This is a genomic window from Sphingobacterium sp. UDSM-2020, assembly GCF_016132525.1.
Lineage (GTDB): Bacteria > Bacteroidota > Bacteroidia > Sphingobacteriales > Sphingobacteriaceae > Sphingobacterium > Sphingobacterium anhuiense.
Map to the genome: position 1 here is coordinate 2,174,814 of NZ_CP066166.1, position 22,486 is coordinate 2,197,299.

At 35.3% G+C, this 22,486-nt stretch carries 19 protein-coding genes; 14 read left to right on the plus strand and 5 right to left on the minus strand.

Annotation, left to right across the window (positions count from 1 at the left end):
* Window positions 1–6: 6 nt before the first annotated feature.
* The 4 genes from JAZ75_RS09275 to JAZ75_RS09290 all read left to right on the plus strand — a co-directional run bounded on the left by JAZ75_RS09275 (window position 7) and on the right by JAZ75_RS09290 (window position 2,532).
* Window positions 7–918, plus strand: a complete 912-nt coding sequence (locus JAZ75_RS09275) for a sugar phosphate nucleotidyltransferase (protein ID WP_208701418.1) — start codon at window positions 7–9, stop codon at window positions 916–918.
* 104 nt (window positions 919–1,022) lie between these two features.
* On the plus strand, window positions 1,023–1,703 hold the full coding sequence (locus tag JAZ75_RS09280) for a TIGR02117 family protein (protein WP_221197918.1): 681 nt from the start codon (window positions 1,023–1,025) through the stop codon (window positions 1,701–1,703).
* A gap of 132 nt (window positions 1,704–1,835) precedes the next feature.
* Window positions 1,836–2,336 carry a hypothetical protein gene (locus JAZ75_RS09285; protein ID WP_208701420.1) on the plus strand — a complete coding sequence of 167 codons (501 nt, stop codon included), beginning with the start codon at window positions 1,836–1,838 and terminating at the stop codon, window positions 2,334–2,336.
* The gene (locus JAZ75_RS09290) at window positions 2,326–2,532 is read left to right on the plus strand and encodes a helix-turn-helix transcriptional regulator (RefSeq protein ID WP_132840984.1); all 207 of its coding nucleotides are present in this window, start codon (window positions 2,326–2,328) and stop codon (window positions 2,530–2,532) included. Before JAZ75_RS09285 ends, JAZ75_RS09290 begins: the two co-directional genes overlap by 11 nt.
* Window positions 2,533–2,589: 57 nt before the next feature.
* Here the strand turns inward: JAZ75_RS09290 and dnaK are convergent, their stop codons facing one another.
* Window positions 2,590–4,494 (minus strand): molecular chaperone DnaK, encoded by a 1,905-nt coding sequence (gene dnaK, locus JAZ75_RS09295; RefSeq protein ID WP_132769309.1) that lies wholly within the window; start codon window positions 4,492–4,494, stop codon window positions 2,590–2,592.
* 213 nt (window positions 4,495–4,707) lie between these two features.
* Here dnaK and JAZ75_RS09300 point away from each other — a divergent pair, with 213 nt between their 5' ends.
* Window positions 4,708–5,262: a thioredoxin family protein gene (locus tag JAZ75_RS09300; RefSeq protein WP_021190152.1), complete on the plus strand. Its 555-nt coding sequence runs from the start codon at window positions 4,708–4,710 to the stop codon at window positions 5,260–5,262.
* A gap of 18 nt (window positions 5,263–5,280) precedes the next feature.
* Here the strand turns inward: JAZ75_RS09300 and JAZ75_RS09305 are convergent, their stop codons facing one another.
* Window positions 5,281–6,168, minus strand: a complete 888-nt coding sequence (locus JAZ75_RS09305; protein ID WP_208701423.1) for a GLPGLI family protein — start codon at window positions 6,166–6,168, stop codon at window positions 5,281–5,283.
* Window positions 6,161–8,833 (minus strand): TonB-dependent receptor domain-containing protein, encoded by a 2,673-nt coding sequence (locus JAZ75_RS09310; RefSeq protein ID WP_208701425.1) that lies wholly within the window; start codon window positions 8,831–8,833, stop codon window positions 6,161–6,163. Before JAZ75_RS09310 ends, JAZ75_RS09305 begins: the two co-directional genes overlap by 8 nt.
* A gap of 195 nt (window positions 8,834–9,028) precedes the next feature.
* On the opposite strand from JAZ75_RS09310, the gene JAZ75_RS09315 reads away from it, so the two are divergent.
* From JAZ75_RS09315 to JAZ75_RS09325, 3 genes are all read left to right on the plus strand, one after another.
* Window positions 9,029–9,382 (plus strand): MmcQ/YjbR family DNA-binding protein, encoded by a 354-nt coding sequence (locus tag JAZ75_RS09315; RefSeq protein ID WP_208701427.1) that lies wholly within the window; start codon window positions 9,029–9,031, stop codon window positions 9,380–9,382.
* Between the two features lie 161 nt (window positions 9,383–9,543).
* Window positions 9,544–10,743: a PCMD domain-containing protein gene (locus tag JAZ75_RS09320; RefSeq protein WP_132840991.1), complete on the plus strand. Its 1,200-nt coding sequence runs from the start codon at window positions 9,544–9,546 to the stop codon at window positions 10,741–10,743.
* Between the two features lie 5 nt (window positions 10,744–10,748).
* Window positions 10,749–11,507 carry a porin family protein gene (locus JAZ75_RS09325; RefSeq protein WP_232789397.1) on the plus strand — a complete coding sequence of 253 codons (759 nt, stop codon included), beginning with the start codon at window positions 10,749–10,751 and terminating at the stop codon, window positions 11,505–11,507.
* Between the two features lie 106 nt (window positions 11,508–11,613).
* Here JAZ75_RS09325 and JAZ75_RS09330 read toward each other — a convergent pair whose 3' ends face one another.
* The gene (locus JAZ75_RS09330; RefSeq protein WP_045752411.1) at window positions 11,614–12,576 is read right to left on the minus strand and encodes an isopenicillin N synthase family dioxygenase; all 963 of its coding nucleotides are present in this window, start codon (window positions 12,574–12,576) and stop codon (window positions 11,614–11,616) included.
* Window positions 12,577–12,864: 288 nt separating this feature from the next.
* On the opposite strand from JAZ75_RS09330, the gene JAZ75_RS09335 reads away from it, so the two are divergent.
* From JAZ75_RS09335 to JAZ75_RS09360, 6 genes are all read left to right on the plus strand, one after another.
* Entirely contained in the window at window positions 12,865–13,314 is a 450-nt protein-coding gene (locus JAZ75_RS09335) for a MarR family winged helix-turn-helix transcriptional regulator (RefSeq protein ID WP_021187929.1), read from the plus strand.
* Window positions 13,315–13,351: 37 nt separating this feature from the next.
* The gene (locus tag JAZ75_RS09340) at window positions 13,352–15,778 is read left to right on the plus strand and encodes a 3-hydroxyacyl-CoA dehydrogenase/enoyl-CoA hydratase family protein (RefSeq protein ID WP_208701431.1); all 2,427 of its coding nucleotides are present in this window, start codon (window positions 13,352–13,354) and stop codon (window positions 15,776–15,778) included.
* A 42-nt stretch (window positions 15,779–15,820) separates the two neighbouring features.
* Complete coding sequence (locus JAZ75_RS09345; protein ID WP_208701433.1) at window positions 15,821–16,183, plus strand: four helix bundle protein; 363 nt, start codon at window positions 15,821–15,823, stop codon at window positions 16,181–16,183.
* 55 nt (window positions 16,184–16,238) lie between these two features.
* A complete protein-coding gene (locus JAZ75_RS09350; RefSeq protein ID WP_132769295.1) occupies window positions 16,239–17,414 on the plus strand; it encodes an acetyl-CoA C-acyltransferase in 1,176 nt (391 codons plus the stop codon).
* Between the two features lie 256 nt (window positions 17,415–17,670).
* Window positions 17,671–19,449, plus strand: coding sequence for an acyl-CoA dehydrogenase family protein (locus JAZ75_RS09355; protein ID WP_132840998.1), 1,779 nt, complete (start codon window positions 17,671–17,673; stop codon window positions 19,447–19,449).
* 137 nt (window positions 19,450–19,586) lie between these two features.
* Window positions 19,587–20,843, plus strand: a complete 1,257-nt coding sequence (locus JAZ75_RS09360) for a YeiH family protein (protein ID WP_031286926.1) — start codon at window positions 19,587–19,589, stop codon at window positions 20,841–20,843.
* Window positions 20,844–20,946: 103 nt separating this feature from the next.
* Here JAZ75_RS09360 and putP read toward each other — a convergent pair whose 3' ends face one another.
* Window positions 20,947–22,440, minus strand: a complete 1,494-nt coding sequence (gene putP, locus JAZ75_RS09365; protein WP_208701435.1) for a sodium/proline symporter PutP — start codon at window positions 22,438–22,440, stop codon at window positions 20,947–20,949.
* Window positions 22,441–22,486 lie beyond the last annotated feature (46 nt).

Here is a 22,486-nt window from a genome sequence, read left to right on the forward strand (position 1 = left end):
TTGGATATGAGTAAACCAACTTTATTAATTTTGGCAGCAGGTATGGCTAGCCGTTACGGATCATTGAAACAGATTGATGCTTTTGGGCCTCACGGCGAAACTATTATTGATTATTCTATCTATGATGCTATTAATGCTGGATTTGGCAAAGTAGTATTTATAATTCGTGAAGAATTTTTAGATAAAATGAAAGAAGTCTTTGACGAAAAGTTAAAAGGAAAAATCGAAGTAGATTACGCTTTCCAAGATTTTGATTTAAAGAAGTATGGTATTGACCGTGAAATAGAGCGTGCTAAACCTTGGGGTACTGCACACGCTGTAATGAGTGCAAAAAATCACGTTGATGGACCTTTCTGTGTGATTAATGCAGATGATTTTTACGGTACGGATTCTTACGAAAAAATGTCTAAGTTCTTAACAACTGAAGTATCAGATAACCAAATGGCTTTGATGGGATTTCAAGTTGGTAATACGTTATCTGATTATGGTTATGTATCTAGAGGGGTATGTGTAGTAAGTCCTTCAGGACATATGGAAAGTGTTACGGAACGTACTAAAATCTACTATAAAGAAATTGAAGGCGAGAAAAAAATAGTTTTCGAAGAAGGTGATGTAATAACAGAGTTGGATCCGGAAAGTCGTGTATCTATGAATTTCTGGGGCTTTACTCCAAAAGTATTTGAAGTGGCTGAAGGCATGTTTAGAGATTTTGTTGAGAAAAATTCGGAAGATCCTAAATCTGAATTCTTCATTCCTTCTGTTGCAGATTATTTCGTGCAAACAAAGCAAGCAGATTTTAAAGTTATCCCAACCTCATCAAAATGGTTCGGTGTTACTTATAAAGAAGATAAGGAAATTGTGCAGGCATCAATCCTAAAATTGATTGCAGATGGTGCATATCCAGAGAAATTATTTTAAAATATTATCGTAGTATTTTCTAAACCCGCAATATTTGTTGCGGGTTTTTTTTATGTTTGAATATTAGAAGGTATTATCATTTTAAGATCAAGTCCATTATAAACATGAAAAAAATATTAAAAGTGCTCTTATATATTCTTATCACACTCATTCTAATTGTATTTATTTATTGGTTGTCAGAACGTGTCTTATCGCGAATAAGTGCACATAGAGAAAATTCTGTACTACCAAAAGATATAACGGTATATATTATGTCAAATGGTGTGCATACAGATTTAGTATTCCCTGTTAAAAATAATCTGATGGATTGGACGCATCTATTTCCATTAAGTAATAATAAGGGAAAAGATACCACATACAGTTACATGGGAATAGGATGGGGAGATAAGGGCTTTTATTTAAATACCCCAGAATGGAAAGATCTAAAAGCTTCGACAGCATTTGTAGCAGCAACTGGCATTGGTGAAACGGCACTACATATTACCTATCATAAATCTGTAGAGGAGAATGAGCTCTGTTACAAGTATATGATTGATACAGTACAATATCAGACCCTTATTGATTTTGTGAAATCATCGTTGGAATATGATACTGAAAATAAACCAATTGTAATTAATACCAGTGCACAGTATGGTGATTCGGATGCTTTTTATGAAGCCAAAGGATCTTACAGCATGTTTTACTCATGCAATACTTGGACGAACGAAGCTCTTAAAAAAGCGAATATGCCAGCGGGTATATGGGCAACATTAGATAAAGGAATATTAAGCCATTACAAAAAATAGCACTCCAGTATTCATCACAATAAAATACACAATAGATTGACAAGTATTTTTTACATTTTGTAAAAAATACTTGTCAATATGTATGATTAGTTTTACATTTGTCGTACCAACAATATAAAACTTAAAATCATTATGAAAAAAATTCCTTTATTACCCCGGTACTTCCGGTGGATTGGATTAGGATTAGTCCTCATGTTTTTAATTTCTAGCATCCTATATCCGCTGAAAGAAAATAATATTTTAATTACTAATTATCCATGGTTGAAAGGTATACCATTTGATTTTTCATTTTCTACTTTTGCAATTTTAGGTGGTGAAAATGGTCCTTTTGAAATTATTAATACAGAAATGTCACTAACATTACAGCTTTTATCGATCTTTTTAGGGTTGAGTTTTATTGCATTTACGAAGTATAAGTATGAGGATGAAATGATTAATTCTATTCGTCTTTATTCTTGGTCCTGGTCTATTATTTCTTTTGCTATTTTCAATGTATTATTAATTGCATTTGTTTATGGTAGTTGGTATATAAGCCTGGCATTTTTAAGTCCAAATATTATATTATTGCTTTATATTATTATTTTTCGGTTCCAGGTTTTTAAAATGAATAGGAGGTTAGCGCATGAAGAATAATATTAAAATCAATCGACTGATGAAAGATTATTCACAAGAACAGTTAGCAAATAAAGTCGGAGTAAGTAGACAGACAATCAATGCCTTGGAAGCTGCGAAATATGTTCCTTCAACTGTATTGGCACTTAAGTTATCAAGAGTATTGGATAAAAGTATAGAAGAATTATTCCAATTGGAAGATTCAGACTTGGCCTAATAATAAAAAAGCTCGAAGATTCATCTTCGAGCTTTTTATTATTTAAAAGGAGTGTAATTATTTAACTTCTTCGTATTCTACGTCAGTTACGTCATCACCACCTTGGTTACCACCATTGTTTGCTTGACCAGCATCACCTTGAGGTTGTGAACCACCTTGTGAAGCAGCATACATCTCTTCAGAAGCAGCATTCCAAGCATTGTTTACTTCTGCAGAAGCTGAATCGATATCAGCAAAACTTCTTGCTTCAAAAGCAGCTTTCAATTTTACTAAACCAGCTTCAATAGCCGCTTTTTTATCTGCTGAAATTTTATCTCCGTATTCTTTTAATTGTTTTTCAGTTGAGAAAATCAAAGCATCTGCACCATTGATTTTATCAGCTTCTTCTTTCATTTTTTGATCCGCTTCAGCATTTGCTTCAGCTTCTTCTTTCATTTTTTTGATTTCTTCGTCAGATAAACCAGATGAAGCTTCAATACGGATATTTTGCTCTTTTCCAGTTGCTTTATCTTTAGCAGAAACTTTAATGATACCATTTGCATCGATGTCGAATGTCACTTCAATTTGAGGAACACCACGAGGAGCAGAAGGAATATCATTTAAGTGGAAACGGCCAATCGTACGGTTTTGAGCAGCCATTGGACGCTCTCCTTGTAAGATGTGGATTTCAACAGATGGTTGATTATCAGAAGCAGTTGAGAACGTTTCAGACTTTTTAGTAGGAATAGTTGTATTTGCTTCAATTAATTTAGTCATCACACCACCCATTGTTTCGATACCTAATGATAAAGGAGTAACGTCTAATAATAATACGTCTTTCACTTCACCAGTTAATACACCACCTTGGATAGCAGCACCTAATGCTACAACTTCATCAGGGTTAACACCTTTAGAAGGCTCTTTTCCGAAGAATGCTTTTACTGCATCAACGATTGCAGGGATACGTGTAGAACCACCAACTAAGATGATCTCATCGATATCACCTGTACTGAATCCAGCATTTTTCAATGCAGAACGACAAGGATCAATTGTACGTTTGATCAAATCAGCAGCTAAGCTTTCAAATTTAGCACGTGATAAAGGACGAACTAAGTGTTTCGGGCCTGTTGCATCAGCAGTGATGTATGGCAAGTTGATTTCAGTAGAAGTTGTGCTTGATAATTCAATTTTAGCTTTCTCAGCAGCTTCTTTCAAACGTTGCAATGCCATTGGATCTTTTTTCAAGTCAAAGCCATTGTTTTCGTTTTTAAACTCGTCATTTAACCAGTTGATGATTACATTATCAAAGTCATCACCACCTAAGTGTGTATCACCGTCAGTAGATTTAACTTCAAATACACCATCACCTAATTCCAATACTGAAACGTCATGTGTACCACCACCACAGTCAAAAACAACAATTTTCATGTCTTTGTGTGCTTTATCTAAACCATAAGCTAAAGCAGCAGCTGTTGGCTCGTTGATGATACGTTTAACGGTTAAACCAGCGATCTCACCAGCTTCTTTAGTTGCTTGACGTTGTGCATCATTGAAGTATGCAGGAACTGTAATTACAGCTTCAGTTACTTCTTGACCTAAGAAATCTTCTGCAGTTTTCTTCATTTTTTGAAGAATCATAGCTGAAATTTCTTGAGGTGTATATTTACGGTCGTCAATTTCTACACGTGGTGTATTGTTGTCGCCTTTTACTACATTATAAGGTACATGTTGCGCTTCATTTACAGACTCATCATAAGATAAACCCATAAAGCGTTTAATAGAGTAAATAGTTTTAGTCGGGTTTGTGATCGCTTGACGTTTTGCTGGATCACCTACCTTACGCTCTCCACCTTCAACAAAAGCAACGATAGAAGGGGTTGTACGTTTACCCTCATTGTTAGCAATAACTACCGGTTCGTTACCTTCCATTACAGCAACACATGAATTGGTCGTACCTAAGTCGATTCCTATTATTTTAGACATATTATATATATTTATTTTTTACTAATCTGTTTGTTGTATACCTACCTAATCAACCCTTGTGCCAATCATTTTGTTTTGATGAAAATGAATAAAATTGACAAGTAAACGTCAGAATTGGTGACAAACTGTCATTTCTATGTTTCTTTATTTCGTCTGAATTGTGCAAATGGCAAAATTTTGTCATATTGTATCCCAAAATATAAAAGCTAATATATGCAGTTCGAAGAATACGTATCCTATTTTAAAGCTATCGTAGAAAATCCCGAGAATTATGAAGGTTATCAAGACGAAGAAATTTTTAATTACACCAAATTAAATTGGTCGAGGATGAATCGCTGGTTGAAAAAATTTGAACCCAATGCTGAAACAGCTTCATTTATGAACGGGATTGCAACCAAGCAACATTGGATCTTAATAACAGAACCATGGTGCGGTGATGCCGCTCATTCTGTCCCCATGATTTACCAGATGGTGAAGAGTAATCCATTGCTTGTTCTGGATATACAGTTACGTGATTCGGAACCTTATACAATTAACCAATATTTGACCAATGGCGGAAAGTCTATTCCTAAATTAGTGATTCGTAATGAGCAAGGTGATGACTTGGCTGTATGGGGACCGCGCCCTCAGGGCTGTACAGATCTATTTGTTATGATGAAAGGTAAAGGAGCTGAATTTAATGACATTAAAGAAGAGATTCAAAAATGGTATAATCAAGATAAAGGAGTTGCCATACAGGAGGAATTAGTTGACATACTTAGTCGATAACCGATTAGAGCAGATTCTTTAATAAAGAATCTGCTCTAATATTTGTCTTCTTTGTTGTGCATCACTGTTACCTCTTCCCCTAAACATACTGCCTGAAAGCAATTTAAAAAATTCGTTGGATGACATCTCTTTTGCCTTTTTATCTTTCCACGAACTTGATACCTGATCAGTGGTGAATTTTACCTCAGTCGCCCAATAATTGATATGCATTTCAGGAATAACAAGTCCCAAGATCATTCCGGGCAATCCTCCTGTTAATACCGGCCCTCCTGAGACAGGAATCTCTTCTGAATAAAAAGCGATTAGATAAAGTGAATCTTTCGTCGCCCCATTTACACGTCTACATTCATACCCTGCAATTGTTCTAAACTCATCTGTGAATCGCCATGTGACATCCTGAAGACTATCTGTTATAATAATTTTTTCGTCAATTTGAAGCTGTACTTCAGAAAGCTTAGCTTTAAGGTTCTGAAAATAAGTTTTATCGCCCATTCTGTTGTTTCCTCTGCCCATGCCACGCATACCGCCACCTCCATTTGTGCCTGTTCGTTGATTTGCTCCTGCATTCCCTCGCCCTCCTCCTGAACCTCTTCCAACTCTTGTATTTGCAGGTGAGGTATTGGGCTTTGTTGGCGTATCTTCTGCATTGGACTCCATCAATGTCTGGTTCTCATCAAACTTCAGAACAAAATTGGATGTAGAACTTTCTGGCATTTCATCAATATTTCCCATATACATCATACCGCCTCGATTGCCGCTATGCTTTGCCATCAATTCCCGCATTCTCGCTTTCGTATACACTACTTTCTCAAAATTGATGGTTCCTTTTGTTGCAAAGTAAGCATGTTGCGCAAATGCATCTGTGCCAAATAGCAAAAGAATGAAACCTATTAATAATTTAGTCATTTTTCTTTCCTAAGTTTTTGTTAAAATCCCATTTCAATCCAAGCATGAAATATTGAGTAAGCATCTGTTGTTGTGATTCCGAAAATTTACTGCTGTCAAATGAGCGATTGGTAGTATTGAATGTTTTAAAAATATCAAATGCTTTTAAGCTTAATTGTAAGTTATTGCTCATCAATTTCTTATTTAATTCCATATTCATATAAAATTGATTGATAGCTTTAGTGTATACTTTGTTCTTACCCGTATATCCATAATTAATAACCTGCACCAGATCAAATTTAAAGGGTAGGAAGTATTTGATATCCGTATTGATATTTGCTCTCAGACTATTACTGTTTAAATCAGGTTGTAAAAGAGTCTCCACACGATCAACACCTATATTCGTAAAGAAGTTGAAGTCAATAACCTTAGAATTTTGTTTATTTAATCCAAAACCTGCACTTGCATTGTAGTTCTTGGAATTGTTCAATACACCATTCAGAAAGTCGTAACTATTTCCATAGCTTACATTCGCATTTGGATTGAACTGAAGTAAATTATTAAATAAAGGTTTACTATAACCAGAGTATACTCTAGCGGACCAGTTTATTTTATCTCGTATGTTTTCATAATTACTGGTTGTCACCCCTTCAGAATCAAGGATTCTCTTATTTGCAATCGGATTATGTGTTGTTGTAATACCCGCATTGATATTGAAGCTCGAACTTCTTAAAATGCTAAAGGTATTAAAATTGAAATTATAAGAGTTTTCAGTTGATTTCTTTAAATCGGGGTTTCCTAATTGTACAAATAATGGATTTGTCTGTGGTTGTAAGGCTATCAATTGTCCGAACGTCGGAATTCTGTTTGATGTACCGTAGCTAAGCATCAAATTTTTGTTTAAAGACAATTTGTAATTAACATTCATATTCAGGTTATTATCCCAAAAGTTGCGATTGAGATTAATATCACGATAGCTGTCAATTAATTTTTGATTCCTATAGCTCATCGTATTTGATAGGTTAATATTGAGTTTGTCTTTAATGTTGTAGTTTAACTGAATATTTGCACCCTGATTGAAATTTTTGTTTTCTTCATTTTTAGAATATAATGAATCTAACAACGTATATTCACCCAGTCCATCGGCATTTAATGATCTATTTAGACTTTTTGAAACGCTACTGTTCATCGTATATCCTACAGTTAGGTACAAGTCTTGAAGTAATTTCTCATTTAAATTTAGAGAAGCACCGATTCGATTGTTTGTCGCTTCGTTTACACGTTTTTGATCTATAGTATCAGCTCTGTTAAGCGCGTTGTTTTTATAATAGTTTGTAATCGATTTTGTTTGACCAATAGATTCACTTTGTGATAATTGCGTATTAAACTGAACATTAATAGACCGTCCATTATTGTTTAGTCTTCTTCTATAATTAATACGGAAATCGGCATTATCATTATTTCCCTTTGAGCTGTTATTTTCATCAAAAGTGTTCGTTAGTGTAGTGTCATTAATGGTGATCCTACGGTTCGACGTACTTTTAGTATAGGTGTCTGATTTGCCTGCATTCAATTGAACGTCGAGATTTTGGATAGAATCGATTTTGAATCGTACCTGTGTTCTGACATTGTTATTTTTTGTATCGTTATCGGAGCTGTTACTTCCTATTGTTTCTTGTGTTTTGTCTTCAAATAATTCCTTAACGTTAGAAGTTCGTTCATTAGTAGCGCTGTTGTTGTTGAAATTATAACTGAAATTTAACGATAACCTTTTCTTTAGAAATACATTGTCATAATTTACGCCAATATTTTTATATTCAGGTTTACCTTGAATGCTGGCATTGGACCGGATCCTTGAATCATTTCCCCCTCCCATATTGTTCCAGTTTCCGGTTAGTCCTATGCGTTCAGAACGATTGAATTTAGCGGCAAATAAACCCGCATCAAATAAATGTTTAGTACCAATTGTAGCATTCGCATTTCCGAAAATACCTTTCCTAGCTTCTTCTTTAAGCACCACATTAACCGTTTTGATACGTACACCATCATCCACTCCCGTTAATTCAGCTTCATCAGATTTTTTCTCGTATACCTGTACTTTGTCAATAGCATCTGCTCTAACATTGCGAATCGCAATTTTAGGATCATAACCAAAAAATTCTTCACCATCTATCAATACCTTTGAAACTGTTTTCCCCTGAGCAGTAATAGTTCCGTCCGAAGATACAGTCATACCGGGTAACCTTCGGAGAAGGTCTTCCAATTTTGCATTTTTTTCAGTTTCAAAACTACCGGCATTATATTCTATTGTGTCACCTTTAATTTTTATTGGTAGTTTTTGCGTAATAACAACCTCTTCAAGAACATTGGCTCGTGAACTTATCTTAATATCATGTAAATCAATCTTGCTATCTTCTACATTTATGATGTCACTGTATAGTTCAAATTTTGGATAAGTCACAAGTACGCGATAAGCACCTTTTTCTGGGGGTTGGATATTGAAATTACCTTCCTCGTTTGTGCGTGTAAATACTTTCAAAATAGAATCTTGTGCCGTAAGTAAGATTACTGAAGCATTGAAAAGGGGCTTGTTTTCGCCTCGATCTATAACCTTACCCTTAATAGAAGTTTGTGCGTAACTTAATGATGTGCAAAAAAATAATAGGAGGAAAAATATCCTGTTCATAATGCTATTTAGGTGAAGTTATGTGTCAAATATAGAATATTAACCGGTTCTTAATATTTGTGTAATCAGAATGTTATAAAAACAGAGCATTATTTACAATAATTAACATTTTTTGTTTTTTTTATAATCTTTATCAGCAAGCTGTACATTGGGTAAAATAATAATTATTTCTTAACTTTCAGAAAAAATCCAAACATGAATATCGAAGAATTACGCGATTATTGCATAGCAAAAAATGCAGTAACTGAAGAACTTCCATTTGGTCCTGATACACTGGTTTTTAAAGTTGCTTCTAAAGTTTTTCTATTAGTTGGGTTAGATCAATTGGAGGGACTATCTTTTAATGTGAAGTGTGATCCAGAGTACGCTATTAGTTTGAGACAGGAATTTCTGCAGACAGTTTTTCCAGGTTATCATATGAATAAGAAACATTGGAATACAGTTTATGCAAATCGTGAATTAACAGACCAAAAGTTATTGGAATTAATTGATCATAGTTATGATCTTGTGTTTGCATCATTGCCTAAAAAGATAAAAGAAAATCTTTAATAACAGTTGAATTTCCTTTAATTGTCAAGTTTTAGAGACAAAGGTCTTTTTTCTCCACGAAATTTAAGTTGTTACCCCAACAATCTTAACTTTGCGGATTCTAGTTGGAATGGATTAGCAAGACATTCCTATTTATATATTCTCTCCAAATTAAATATTTGATGAAAAAAATAACTTTTTTATTCACCATGCTGTCTACTCTTTTGTTTGCCAGCTGTGTGAAAGATGAGGCTTTAAATATGGAAGCCGACATTACTGGGATTCATCTAAGTGATAATAAATTATTAAATGACGAAATCCTGCTGTTAGAACCATTAATTTCTAATAATGCTATAGTTTTATATGTGAGACCAGGTATTGACCTTACGGATTTAAAGATTGATTTTGATGTAACACCTGGAGCAACAGTTTCACTAATTACGGATTCATTACAAAAAGATCCGGAAGAAAGTGATGCAAAAAAGGCTATACTGAAGCAATATTTTGATAAAGGTGTATATTATAAAACGACTTCACAAGACGGTCAATTTTCAAAAAATTACCTCGTGAAGATGCGCCGTACTGAAGGAGGTTTGGTTCCTTTGAATTTTGGATTTGAACAGAGTGAAATAGATAAAGATAATAAGTATGTTACTTTTTATGATGTAATTGATGGTGTACCTTTTTATAATTGGGCATCTGGAAATGCAAGTTTTTCACTAACGTTAATGATTTCGCAAATTCCACCGACTCCCGAGGCCTATCCAACTAAAACTACCAAAGTCAGCCACTCAGGAGAACAAGCAGTTTTATTAGAAACAAAAACGACGGGTTCGTTTGGAGCAATGTTTGGCAAACCCATAGCTGCAGGCAATTTATTTATAGGTTCATTTGATACAGGTCCTGTTTTAACGGATCCATTGTCTGCAACCCGTTTTGGTATGCCTTTTAATAAGATTCCTTTGTCATTAGAGGGGTATTTTAAATATACCGCTGGAGCAGTTGTAACAGATGAAAAAATGAATGTTTTGAACATGACGGATTCATGTGATATTTACGCTGTTTTATACAATAGAAAGGAACTGATAGAATCGCAAAAAGCGATAAAAAAACCATTAGATTATTTGACTGGTCACAATATTCTTAAAGATCCAAGTGTTGTCGCAATTGCTAAACTTCAAAATGGTGCACCAACCGCGGGAAATGATTTTGCCAAATTCAGTATTCCTTTCATTTATTCTGCAACAGTAGATGACGTAGCTATCGCTAGCTTGGATTATAATATTGCTATTGTGATGTCTTCAAGTAAATATGGCGATCGTTTTATAGGCGCAGTTGGAAGTAAGTTAATCATTGATGATCTAAAAGTAATTACAAAATAATGAATATGAAATATTATATAATCGCTTTAGTGGTTTTTACATTTACAATGATAGCACAAGCGGATGAAAAAGTGAAGCAGGATACTGTCGGAAATAATTTTAGTATTGATATCATTGCGGGTGGTAAAATCGGAGGAGCTGCTCCTTTATCATTACCAAAGGAAATTCGAAAAATAAATAAATATACCCCAGCAGTGCCATTTCTTTTGGGAGTTAGAGCAAATTATCAAATTGATCAAAAATGGGGAGTAATCTTAGGTTTAACATTTGAAGGTAAGGGCATGAATGCTGATGCTACCGTTAAAGGATATAAAACAACTTTTAATGCGAACGATGATCCTAATGAAAATATGCGAGGTTATTATACAGGTGATATTACCACAAAAGTGCACAACCTTTATCTTTCAATTCCAGTTTTAGCTACTTATAAATTATCTGAAAAGTGGAATGTTCAAGCAGGTCCTTATATTGCTTTTGCTGTCAAAAGAAAATTCTTTGGTGAAGCTACAAATGGCTATATGCGAAATGAGGTTCCAACAGGAGAGAAGCTAATTGTCGATGAGGCAGCATATGATTTTTCAAAAAGTGTTCGGAACATTGATGTAGGAGCGAGTTTAGGGACTTCTTATAATATCAATAAGAAATGGTTCGCTTTAGCACAGTTTGATTATGGCTTTAATAACATTATGAAAACCGGTTTTGAAAGTATTAGTTTTGGGATGCACAACATTTTTATGAATGTCGGTATTGGCTATAAATTGTAAGTAATCTGAGTATTGACAAAAGATTATAGTTTTGCTATAACAAAAATAAGGCGCTACAGATTGATCTGTAGCGCCTTATTTTTGTTATAATACACTGTCTTTATTATTACATCTTCAAACCGATCTCTCTCAAACGTTCATCTAAATATTCACCTGCAGTATAATCAGGATAAGCTTTTGGATAAGTTTCGCTAATGCAAGAATCTAAACAAGCTAAGCTCATTGATGCTTTAGGGTGTAAGAAGAAAGGAATAGAAAAACGAGAATTACCCATTAATTCACGCGGTGGATTAACGACACGGTGTGTAGTTGATTTTAATTTATTATTTGTTAAGCGCTGCAACATGTCACCAACATTGATTACGATATCTTCGCCTTTAGCTTTAATGGGAAACCATTCACCGTCTTTTGTCATAACCTCAAGACCGTCAGCACTCGCTCCAATTAATAAAGTAATCAAATTGATATCTTCGTGGGCTCCGGCACGAACAGCATCAGGTGCTAATTCATCAGGATTTTGGATCGGAAAGTAATGGATTGCACGTAAAATAGAGTTACCGTTGATAACGAATTTTTCGAAATAATCTTCTTCTAGCTCCAAATAAGTTGCAATTGCTTTTAATAATTCACGACCAGTATCTTCTAGTTTTTTATATACTTCGGCGGTGATTTCACTGAATCGGGGTAATTCGGCAACTTCCGGATTATCAGGAAAATCAGTTTTACTATATTCTTCACCAACGATTGTTTGTCCTCTTTGCCAAAATTCTTTCAAATCTGGAGTTGTGGAATCTTTTGCTTTTTCGCGACCTTTTGTTGTATACCCTCTTTGTCCGGCAAGTTCAGGAAACTCATATTTCAATTTTGTTTCTGTCGGTAATGAGAAGAATGCGGGTACGATTTGATACAATTCGTCTATTAGTTCTTTTGATAGACCATGATTAGCAATAGTAACGAAACCAGTTTCGTTAAAAGCTTTTCCAATGTCTTGGATAAATTGACCGCGCTGTTCTGAATTCCCCTCAGTAAAGTTTAACAAGTCAAGTCTCGGTATATTAACTAAAGCCATACGTTTATGTTTGTTTATACAAAGGTAACCGATTTAATTTTGAATATAAAAACACAAATGTGAATAACTGTGGGGGTGTTTTACTTAAGTTGTTGGTTTGTAGTTGTTAAAAGTTTTCCACATTTTGATAATATGGCATATTGTTGATTATAATCGGTATTTTAATACCTTGGTAAGGTACTATTCATTTCCGTCAAATATTTATTAAAAATTTAATATTAACTATTTGAAATCCAAAAAAAATAAATTAGATTTGTTATGCTTGCATAGTAAATAATAAAGCAAATTATGAGTCAAAATAAAACAATCGATTATTTTTTAAAAACAGGTTGGCAGACTATTGCTAATAAGTATAACCAGATTGCGACGCAGTATGGTTTTACTCAGGCTGCTGGTTATATTTTAATTAATATCCATAAAGAGGGAACCCCCGTGTCACAGATCGCCAATTTAACAGGTGTGAAAACAACTAGTTTGTCTCGGGTGTTAAATAATTTAGAGAAGTTGGGATTTATTTATAGAGAAGCGAGTGCATCTGATAAGCGATCCGTTAAAGTGTATTTAACAGAGCTGGGTAAAGAAAAAAGAGAAATGGCAAAAAACGTCGTTCGTAATTTTAATCATTATCTCGAGGAAAATTTATCAGAGAAAGAGCGGAATCAATTGATGAAATCTTTAGCCAAATTAAATGAATTGGCGACTTCATATCAAGAAGAAAATAGTACCATCGATCAATAATAAGCTTAGCAATTATTGATAATAAACAATTAGATAAATGAGTAGAAACATTAGAAAAGTAGCAGTATTAGGTTCTGGAGTAATGGGCTCTAGGATCGCTTGCCATTTTGCTAACATCGGTATGGAAGTATTACTTTTGGACATCGTTCCAAAAGAGCTATTGCCAGCTGAAACAGCAAAAGGACTTACTTTGGATAGTAAGTTCGTTCGCAATCGCATTGTCAACCAGTCTTTAGAAACGGCTGTAAAATCTAATCCATCTCCTATTTATAGTAAATCTTTTGTGAAAAGGATTTCAACAGGAAATTTTGATGATAATATGTCTGATATCGCATCATGTGATTGGATCATTGAAGTTGTCGTTGAACGATTGGATATCAAAAAATCTGTGTTTGAACGCGTTGAACAATACCGAAAACCAGGCACTTTGATTACTTCAAATACTTCGGGTATTCCGATACATCTTATGACGGAAGGTAGATCCGAAGATTTTAAAGATCATTTTTGTGGTACACACTTCTTTAATCCGCCACGTTATTTACAATTGTTGGAAATTATTCCTACCTCCCATACAAAAAAAGAAGTTGTTGATTTTCTGTTAGAATTTGGTGACAAGTTTTTAGGTAAAACAGTTGTTTTATGCAAGGATACACCAGCATTTATTGGCAATAGAATCGGTGTTTATTCAATGCTTGCTTTAACCCATCTCGTTGAACCGCTAGGTTTGACTGTGGAAGAAGTTGATAAGTATACCGGTCCAGCGATGGGTCATCCGAAATCGGCAACTTTCCGGACTGCTGATGTTGTTGGTTTAGATACTTTGGTAAACGTTGCTAATGGCCTCGCCCAGAATGCACCCAATGATGAAGCTAAGGGGGTATTTCAATTGCCTTCCTTTATAACTAAAATGGTTGAAAATAAGTGGCTAGGTGAAAAAACCAAAAAAGGATTTTACGAAAAAGTAAAAGATGCTTCTGGAAGTTCAGAAATTCAATCTTTAAATCTGAAAACTTTAACATTTGGACCTCAAGGAAAGGTGAAATCTGCTACCCTGGAAGCTACAAAATTGGTGGAAGATATTCGCAAACGAATGAAAGTATATGAACAAGGGAAAGATAAAGCAGGAGAATTGTTCCGTGCCATGCATTATCCTTTGTTTGAATACGTATCTAATCGTGTACCTGAAATTACTGACGATTTTTTCCGTATCGATGATGCGATGCGTGCTGGCTTCGGTTGGGAGATAGGTCCTTTCGAGGTTTGGGATGCTTTAGGTGTTCGAGAGACAATAGAAAAAATTAAGAACGAAGAGAAACGTCTCCCAGGTCAACGTGGTGAAGTTTCACAATGGGTTCATGATATGTTAGACGCAGGTTGTGAGTCTTTCTATAAAATCGAAAATGGCGTTCGTCAATATTATGATATTGCATCAAAATCATACAAACCTATTCCAGGAACAGAAGATCTGATTGTTTTAGATCACATCCGTGAAAGCAAAACAATTTGGAAAAATTCCGGAGTTTCCATTATTGATCTTGGAGATGGAATTATCAATTGTGAATTCCATACCAAAATGAATACGATCGGTGGAGATGTAATTCAAGGCGTGAATAAAGCAATTGATTTAGCTGAAAAAGAATATCGTGGATTAGTAATTTCTAACGAAGGAAAAAATTTCTCCGCAGGAGCTAATATAGGTATGATATTCATGATGGCCGCTGAGCAAGACTACGATGAATTAAATATGGCGGTTCGTGCTTTCCAGAATACTTCTATGCGGATTCGCTATTCGTCCATTCCAGTAGTAGTAGCACCATTTCAAATGACATTAGGAGGAGGCTGTGAATTTTCAATGCATGCCGATTTTGTGCAGGCACATGCTGAGACATATATGGGCTTAGTTGAATTTGGAGTTGGTGTAATACCTGGTGGCGGAGGTACTAAAGAATTTGCTTTACGTGCTTCAGATGAATATAAAGACGATCAAATTGTTCAAAATACTTTAAAAGATCGTTTTTTGACCATAGGAACTGCAAAAGTGTCAACCTCAGCTATAGAGGCCTATGAACTTGGATACCTGCAGCAAGGTAAGTATGCTATTACCATGAATAAAGCTCGACTTATTGCTGATGCAAAGGAAAAAGCTTTAGAATTAGCTAATGCAGGTTATATACAGCCCGTTCAAAGGACTGATATTAAGGTATTGGGAAAACAAGGATTAGGAATTGTCTATGTAGGAGCAAGTTCAATGCGTGCTGGAAATTATATCTCTGATCATGATAAAAAGATTTCTGAAAAATTGGGAAATGTTTTATGTGGCGGTGAATTATCGGCACCAACAGAAGTCTCAGAACAGTATTTATTGGATCTAGAACGTAAAGCTTTTCTTGAGTTATGTGCAGAACGAAAAACTTTGGAACGTATCCAATTTATGTTAACAAAAGGAAAACCGTTAAGAAATTAGAATATAAATTAGATTAGAGATTTGAGACATTAGATTTGAGATATGCATAATCTGAAAGAATTAAAGATTTGGAGTAAATCAATTGAATTAGCTACAAAAGTATATGAAGTAGTATCTCTTTTTCCTTCAGAAGAAAAATTTGGATTATCATCTCAGATCAAACGATCAGTTATATCGATTGCGTCAAATATAGCAGAAGGAGCAGGTAGAAATTCGGGAAATGAATTTATTTATTTTCTCGGGATTGCAAATGGATCATCTTTCGAATTGCAAACACAAATTATTATAGCACAAAATCTAAAGTTGTTAAAGGTTGAGCAAGCCGAACAGCTGTGTTCTCAAATTATAGAAATTCAAAAAATGATTTTTGGATTTTTGAATAAATTAAAAAATGATAACAAATAATATGTGAATTTTAATGATCTGATATCTTAAATCTCACATCTCACATCTAAAAATTATGGAAGCATACATTGTAGCAGGATATCGTACAGCAGTAGGGAAAGCACCTCGTGGAGGATTTCGTTTTATGCGTGCGGATGATTTGGCCGCTGATGTGATCAAGCATTTGGTGGCATCAGTACCCAACTTAAATAAAGAAGAAATTGACGATGTAATCGTCGGTAATGCAATGCCAGAAGCAGAGCAAGGATTGAATGTAGGACGTTTAATCTCGCTGATGGGTTTGCAAACGGATAAAGTACCAGGAGTCACTGTAAATCGTTACTGTGCTTCTGGGTTGGAGACAATAGCTACAGCCGTAGCAAAAATAAAAGCCGGAATGGCAGATTGTATTATTGCTGGCGGAGTAGAGGTTATGTCAGGAATGCCTTTTGGAGGATGGAAAATTGTTCCAAACCCTGAAGTAGCAAAAGAAAATCCAGATTGGTATTGGGGAATGGGACTTACAGCCGAAGCTGTTGCAAAAGAATACGGCGTATCTCGAGAAGACCAAGATGCATTCTCCTTAAAATCACATCAAAAAGCTGTTGAGGCTATTAAAAATGGCCATTTAAAAGATGGCATTGTTCCGATTACAGTAAAGGAAAACTACTTAAAGGATGGCAAAAAATTAGAAACAAGAGAATATGTCGTTGACACAGACGAAGGACCAAGAGCAGATTCATCACTTGAAGCACTAGCGAAGTTGCGTCCAGTTTTTGCAGCTGATGGTGTTGTCACAGCAGGTAACTCATCACAAACTTCAGATGGAGCAGCTTTTGTTTTGATTGTTTCAGAAGAAAAAATGAAAGAATTGAACCTAAAACCGATAGCACGTCTTGTCAGTTATGCCGTGGCAGGAGTTCCGCCACGTATTATGGGTATTGGACCTATTGTAGCTATACCAAAAGCTCTAAAAATGGCAGGATTAAAAAAAGAAGATATCGATTTATTCGAATTGAATGAAGCTTTTGCATCACAATCTTTAGCCGTTATTCGCGAATTGGGTCTTGATGAAGAAAAAGTTAATGTCAATGGCGGTGCCATTGCTTTAGGCCATCCATTGGGTTGTACTGGAGCCAAATTGACTGTTCAAATATTAAATGAACTGAAGCGTAGAAATAAAAAATACGGCATGGTAACCATGTGTGTCGGAACAGGACAGGGAGCGGCAGGTATTTTTGAATTACTATAGACAGCGCAAATTTTAAGACTTCGACAGGGCATATGAGATGTTCTTTATCGAAATCAAATCGCACATTTTGAGGATGACTTCAGCTTTTCATTCACATGTTTTGCAAATCGGACCATCTAAACTGATTTTTAATCGTAAAGATCAGTTAGGTGACTTATCGAGAGGTATTTGTTTTAAAAAATAGAATAATATTTAACAATAGAAGCAAAGAAATAAGGTTTTAGTCTTTATCCTTTGCACTTTAATCAGAAAAATTATGAGCAACACAATTAAAGGCGGAGAATTTGTAATTAAAGAGACATCTTATACAGATATTTTTATTCCTGAAGAATTTGATGAAGAAGCAAAGATGATTCGTCAGACCTGTATTGACTTTCTAGATACGGAAGTTCTAAACAAATTGGATCGTATTGACTCCCAGGAAGAAGGTTTGATGCCAAGTCTTATGGATAAAGCAGGAGAACTAGGAATGTTGAGTGTGTCCATACCAGAAGAATACGGGGGATTTGGTAAAAACTTCAATACATCCATGTTAGTTGCAGATGCGGTTGGGGGAGGATTCTCCTTTGCTGTGGCATTATCGGCACATACAGGCATAGGTACTTTGCCTATTTTATACTATGGAAACGCAGCTCAAAAAACAAAATACATTCCAAAATTAGCTACTGGCGAATGGAAAGCTTCTTATTGTTTAACAGAACCTAATTCAGGATCAGATGCAAACTCTGGTCGTACTGCAGCAAAATTAAATGCCGCAGGTACACACTATGTCATTAATGGACAGAAGATGTGGATTACAAATGGTGGTTTTGCTGATATCTTTATTGTTTTTGCAAAAATTGATGATGATAAGAATCTTACCGCTTTTATTGTTGAGAAAGATTTTGGAGGAATCAGCATGAACCCAGAAGAGCATAAACTGGGAATCAAAGGATCTTCAACCCGTCAGGTATTTTTCAACGATTGTGAAGTTCCTGTTGAAAATATGCTTTCTGAACGTGAAAATGGATTTAAAATAGCGGTTAATATCCTAAACATTGGTCGTATAAAATTAGGCGCTGCTACTATCGGTTCATCACGCATGGTGATTACACAAGCGATTAAATATGCCAATGAGCGCGTGCAGTTCAATTTACCTATTTCCAAATTTGGAGCCATCCGTTACAAATTAGCTGAAATGGCAACGCGATTATTTGCGACCGAATCAGCAGCATATCGTGCCGGTCAGAATATTGATGACACGTACGAATCATTAGTTGCAGGGGGGATGGATGAAGCTAAAGCAAAACTGAAATCTGTAGAACAATACGCTATCGAGTGTGCGATCATTAAAGTGTGGTGTTCGGAAATGTTAGATTATGTTGTGGATGAAGGCGTACAGATTTATGGAGGCATGGGATATTCAGCAGAAGCACCAATGGAACGCGCTTATCGAGACTCACGTATCAATCGTATTTTTGAAGGTACTAATGAAGTAAATAGACTGTTGGTCGTAGATATGCTTTTGAAACGTGCCATGAAGGGAGAGATTGATTTGATGGGACCTGCTACTGCAGTTGCATCAGAACTATTAGCTATTCCTGATTTTGGAGAAGAAGATGAAACACCATTTGCAGCAGAAAAGAAAATTATCGCTAATTTGAAAAAGGCAGGCTTATTAATTGCTGGCGCCGCAGTTCAAAAATTGATGATGTCTTTATCTAAGGAGCAGGAGATTTTGATGAATATTGCCGATATCATTGGTTATGTATACATCGCTGAGTCAGCGTTACTTCGTGCGGAGAAATTATATCATACAAAAGGAGTAGAAGCAAGTGCTGATGCAACAGATATGGCTAAAATTTATCTTTACTCAACCATTGATAAAGTGAATATTGCAGGAAAAGAAGCCCTAAATTCTTTTGCTGAAGGTGATGAGTTGAAAATGATGTTAGTGGGTTTACGTCGCTTTACAAAATCAGAACCATTTAATGTGAAAGATGCGCGTCAACGAATTGCTAAGAAGTTGATTGATGCCAATAAATATTGTTTTTAGGTTTTAAAAAGTGATTATAGGTTTAGAAGCCGAGATGTTTTCATCTCGGCTTTATTATTTGGTAACTTTTTCGTTTACTAGTTGCCGGCATGGATAATATTTCTAAATTTGGGGTTTCTAAATTAAAACCTGTTTACATGTCATCTTCGAAATCATTCTCCTTAGCTGAGGATTGGGTAGTTGTTATCTTAGGATTAGGAATTGTCTTTTTAGCAATTTTTGGGGTCATTGTTCCTCAACCAAGTTTCAGCTGGAGCAATTTTTCAGAATTAGGAAACCAAGTATTTTCCATTCATAACCTGCAGGCAATAGCGACCCAATTTGGTCTAGTCTTTATTGTCGCCATTATCGGAGCCTCCTTATTAGGTAAGTCGGTTAAAAGCTTATTAATAGTTTTTCCGTCTGTCTATGTGTTAACCATGCTCGCACTCATCTTTGCTGGAAATTCACTCGTAAAAGACTATAATCTAGAAGCTGTTATTTTCAGTTTGGCGATCGGCTTGGTCATCAGTAATTTTTTCAATCTTCCTGATTGGTTTAAAAGTGCATTAAGTACAGAGTTGTATGTCAAAATTGGATTGATTCTTTTAGGAACAACAGTTATTTTTGGAGATATACTCAAAGCTGGTTCACTGGGACTTATCCAAGCATTAGTAGTGGTCATTTCAGTATGGTATTTTGCTTTTTGGGTTTGTAAAAAATTAAAGATTGATAAAGAAATGGCTTTGATGCTATCAAGCGCAGTATCTATCTGTGGGGTATCAGCAGCAATTGCAACATCTGGAGCAATTAAAGGAGATAGTAAAAAGTTATCTTACATTATTTCACTTGTATTGATCACGGCAATTCCGATGATGATTTTTATGCCTTATTTGGCGGATAAAATGGGACTGTCTCAAGAAGTAACAGGAGCATGGCTAGGAGGTTCAATAGATACATCGGGTGCTGTAGCCGCTTCAGGTAGTTTAGTTGGAGAAGAAGCCTTAAAAATCAGTACAATTGTAAAATTTTCACAAAATGTATTATTAGGAATTGCAGCATTTGCAATTAGTATTTATTGGAGCTATTCAAAGTCAGTTGATGATGAAACAAAGAAAGAGAAACCAACTTTGAAAATTATTTGGGAAAGATTTCCAAAGTTTGTCCTGGGTTTTATATTTGCATCTTTACTTTTCTCATTTTTTATTTCACCAGAAACAAATGTTGCGGTTAAAGGAAGTTTGAAATTTATTCAGGGACTTTGGTTTACCCTGGCCTTTACCTCAATCGGATTGGAAACTAATTTTAAAGACCTGTTTCAACAGGATAATAAAAAGCCATTGTATGCCTTTTTAATTGCACAAACATTTAATATTATTGTGACCTTAATTATTGCACTCTTGTTATTTCAGTAGACTTAGGAATACAATGATGGATAAGAAAGACCGATAATATATCGTCAATATCAACATTTCAAATAATAAAAAAGGATAACCAGATTTAGGTTATCCTTTTTTATTATTTCAGAATTTTCGTAACCTGATCAAATTCCTCCGCAATGACAGGGGCAACAGGTTTGCTGAAAAACGAAACAATAACAATCGTTAAGAAACTCAAAATGAAACCAGGTATGATTTCATACACAGATTTGTAATCGTGAGGAATATACACCCATAAAAGTACAGTAGCACCACCCACCAACATTCCCAATAATCCTGCAGTGGCGGTTGTTTTTTTCCAAAGCAACGACAAGATGATAAGGGGACCAAAGGCAGCGCCAAAACCGGCCCAGGCATTTCCCACAAGATTTAATATGCTGTCTTTAGGGTTTAGGGAGAGCAGTAAGGCAATTATCGCTACAATAAGCACAGAAAGTCGACTTACAAGTAACATACGTTTAGGAGAAGCTGTTTTATTAAAAAAAGCTTTATAAATATCTTCTGTCATTGAGCTAGAGGTCACTAATAATTGAGAAGATATGGTACTCATGACAGCTGCTAAAATTGCGGATAAAAGAAAACCGCCAATTAAGGGATGAAATAATGCTCTCGAAAGATGGATAAAAATAGTTTCTGACAATTCCTTTGATTGATCAAATTGCAACATAGTAGCTTGATCAAACTTATATAAATAAGCTATTCCAAATAATCCCAAAAGTAATGCTCCACCAACAGTAAGAATCATCCAGCTAATGCCGATTCTTTTAGCTTTAGGGATATCTTTAACATCGCCAATAGCCATAAATCGCACTAAAATATGAGGTTGCCCAAAGTAACCTAATCCCCAAGCGAGTAAGGATACGATCGATACCGTGGTGGTACCCTTTAGTAAATCTAAATAATTAGCACCTTTATTATGTATGATATCCAATGTATTACCCAGTCCATCAAGTTGGAAAATCAGTACAATTGGAATGATGACAAGCGCGGTGACCATAATTGTTCCCTGCACAAAATCTGTTAAGCTAACAGCTAAAAATCCACCTAGGAAAGTATAAAGTACAACAACAAAAGTTGTAGCATACAATCCAGTATAGTAATCAATACCAAAAGCCGATTCAAACAATCTTCCACCCGAAACCATACCTGCAGAAGTATATAAAGTGAAAAACACTAAAATGAAAATTGAAGAGACAATTTTTAAGAGCTGGGTTTTATCTTTAAAACGATTCTCAAAAAATACAGGGAGTGTAATTGCATTTTGGGCAACTTCTGTATATACCCGAAGTCGAGGGGCTACAATAACATAATTGAAGTATGCGCCAATAGTCAGACCAATTGCAATCCATGCACTGGATAATCCTGAAAGATACATCGCACCGGGAAGTCCCATGAGTAACCAGCCGCTCATGTCTGCTGCACCTGCCGATAAAGCAGTCACAGCCGCGCCCATCTTGCGCCCACCGATCAAAAAATCATCGGAATTACTGTTTGACTTCCTCCAAGAGTAAATTCCAATTCCAATCATTAAGGCCATATATAAGCCAATAGCTATTAATTCATATTCATTCATAAGCATCTATTATTCTTTAAAATGTCATCAAATAATTGATAAAGAC

Coding starts and splice junctions, on each gene's coding strand:
- JAZ75_RS09275 (WP_208701418.1), top strand. CDS start 7: ATGAGTAAACCAACTTTATTAATTTTGGCAGCAGGTATGGCTAGCCGT.
- JAZ75_RS09280 (WP_221197918.1), top strand. CDS start 1,023: ATGAAAAAAATATTAAAAGTGCTCTTATATATTCTTATCACACTCATT.
- JAZ75_RS09285 (WP_208701420.1), top strand. CDS start 1,836: ATGAAAAAAATTCCTTTATTACCCCGGTACTTCCGGTGGATTGGATTA.
- JAZ75_RS09290 (WP_132840984.1), top strand. CDS start 2,326: ATGAAGAATAATATTAAAATCAATCGACTGATGAAAGATTATTCACAA.
- dnaK (WP_132769309.1), bottom strand. CDS start 4,494: ATGTCTAAAATAATAGGAATCGACTTAGGTACGACCAATTCATGTGTT.
- JAZ75_RS09300 (WP_021190152.1), top strand. CDS start 4,708: ATGCAGTTCGAAGAATACGTATCCTATTTTAAAGCTATCGTAGAAAAT.
- JAZ75_RS09305 (WP_208701423.1), bottom strand. CDS start 6,168: ATGACTAAATTATTAATAGGTTTCATTCTTTTGCTATTTGGCACAGAT.
- JAZ75_RS09310 (WP_208701425.1), bottom strand. CDS start 8,833: ATGAACAGGATATTTTTCCTCCTATTATTTTTTTGCACATCATTAAGT.
- JAZ75_RS09315 (WP_208701427.1), top strand. CDS start 9,029: ATGAATATCGAAGAATTACGCGATTATTGCATAGCAAAAAATGCAGTA.
- JAZ75_RS09320 (WP_132840991.1), top strand. CDS start 9,544: ATGAAAAAAATAACTTTTTTATTCACCATGCTGTCTACTCTTTTGTTT.
- JAZ75_RS09325 (WP_232789397.1), top strand. CDS start 10,749: ATGAAATATTATATAATCGCTTTAGTGGTTTTTACATTTACAATGATA.
- JAZ75_RS09330 (WP_045752411.1), bottom strand. CDS start 12,576: ATGGCTTTAGTTAATATACCGAGACTTGACTTGTTAAACTTTACTGAG.
- JAZ75_RS09335 (WP_021187929.1), top strand. CDS start 12,865: ATGAGTCAAAATAAAACAATCGATTATTTTTTAAAAACAGGTTGGCAG.
- JAZ75_RS09340 (WP_208701431.1), top strand. CDS start 13,352: ATGAGTAGAAACATTAGAAAAGTAGCAGTATTAGGTTCTGGAGTAATG.
- JAZ75_RS09345 (WP_208701433.1), top strand. CDS start 15,821: ATGCATAATCTGAAAGAATTAAAGATTTGGAGTAAATCAATTGAATTA.
- JAZ75_RS09350 (WP_132769295.1), top strand. CDS start 16,239: ATGGAAGCATACATTGTAGCAGGATATCGTACAGCAGTAGGGAAAGCA.
- JAZ75_RS09355 (WP_132840998.1), top strand. CDS start 17,671: ATGAGCAACACAATTAAAGGCGGAGAATTTGTAATTAAAGAGACATCT.
- JAZ75_RS09360 (WP_031286926.1), top strand. CDS start 19,587: ATGTCATCTTCGAAATCATTCTCCTTAGCTGAGGATTGGGTAGTTGTT.
- putP (WP_208701435.1), bottom strand. CDS start 22,440: ATGAATGAATATGAATTAATAGCTATTGGCTTATATATGGCCTTAATG.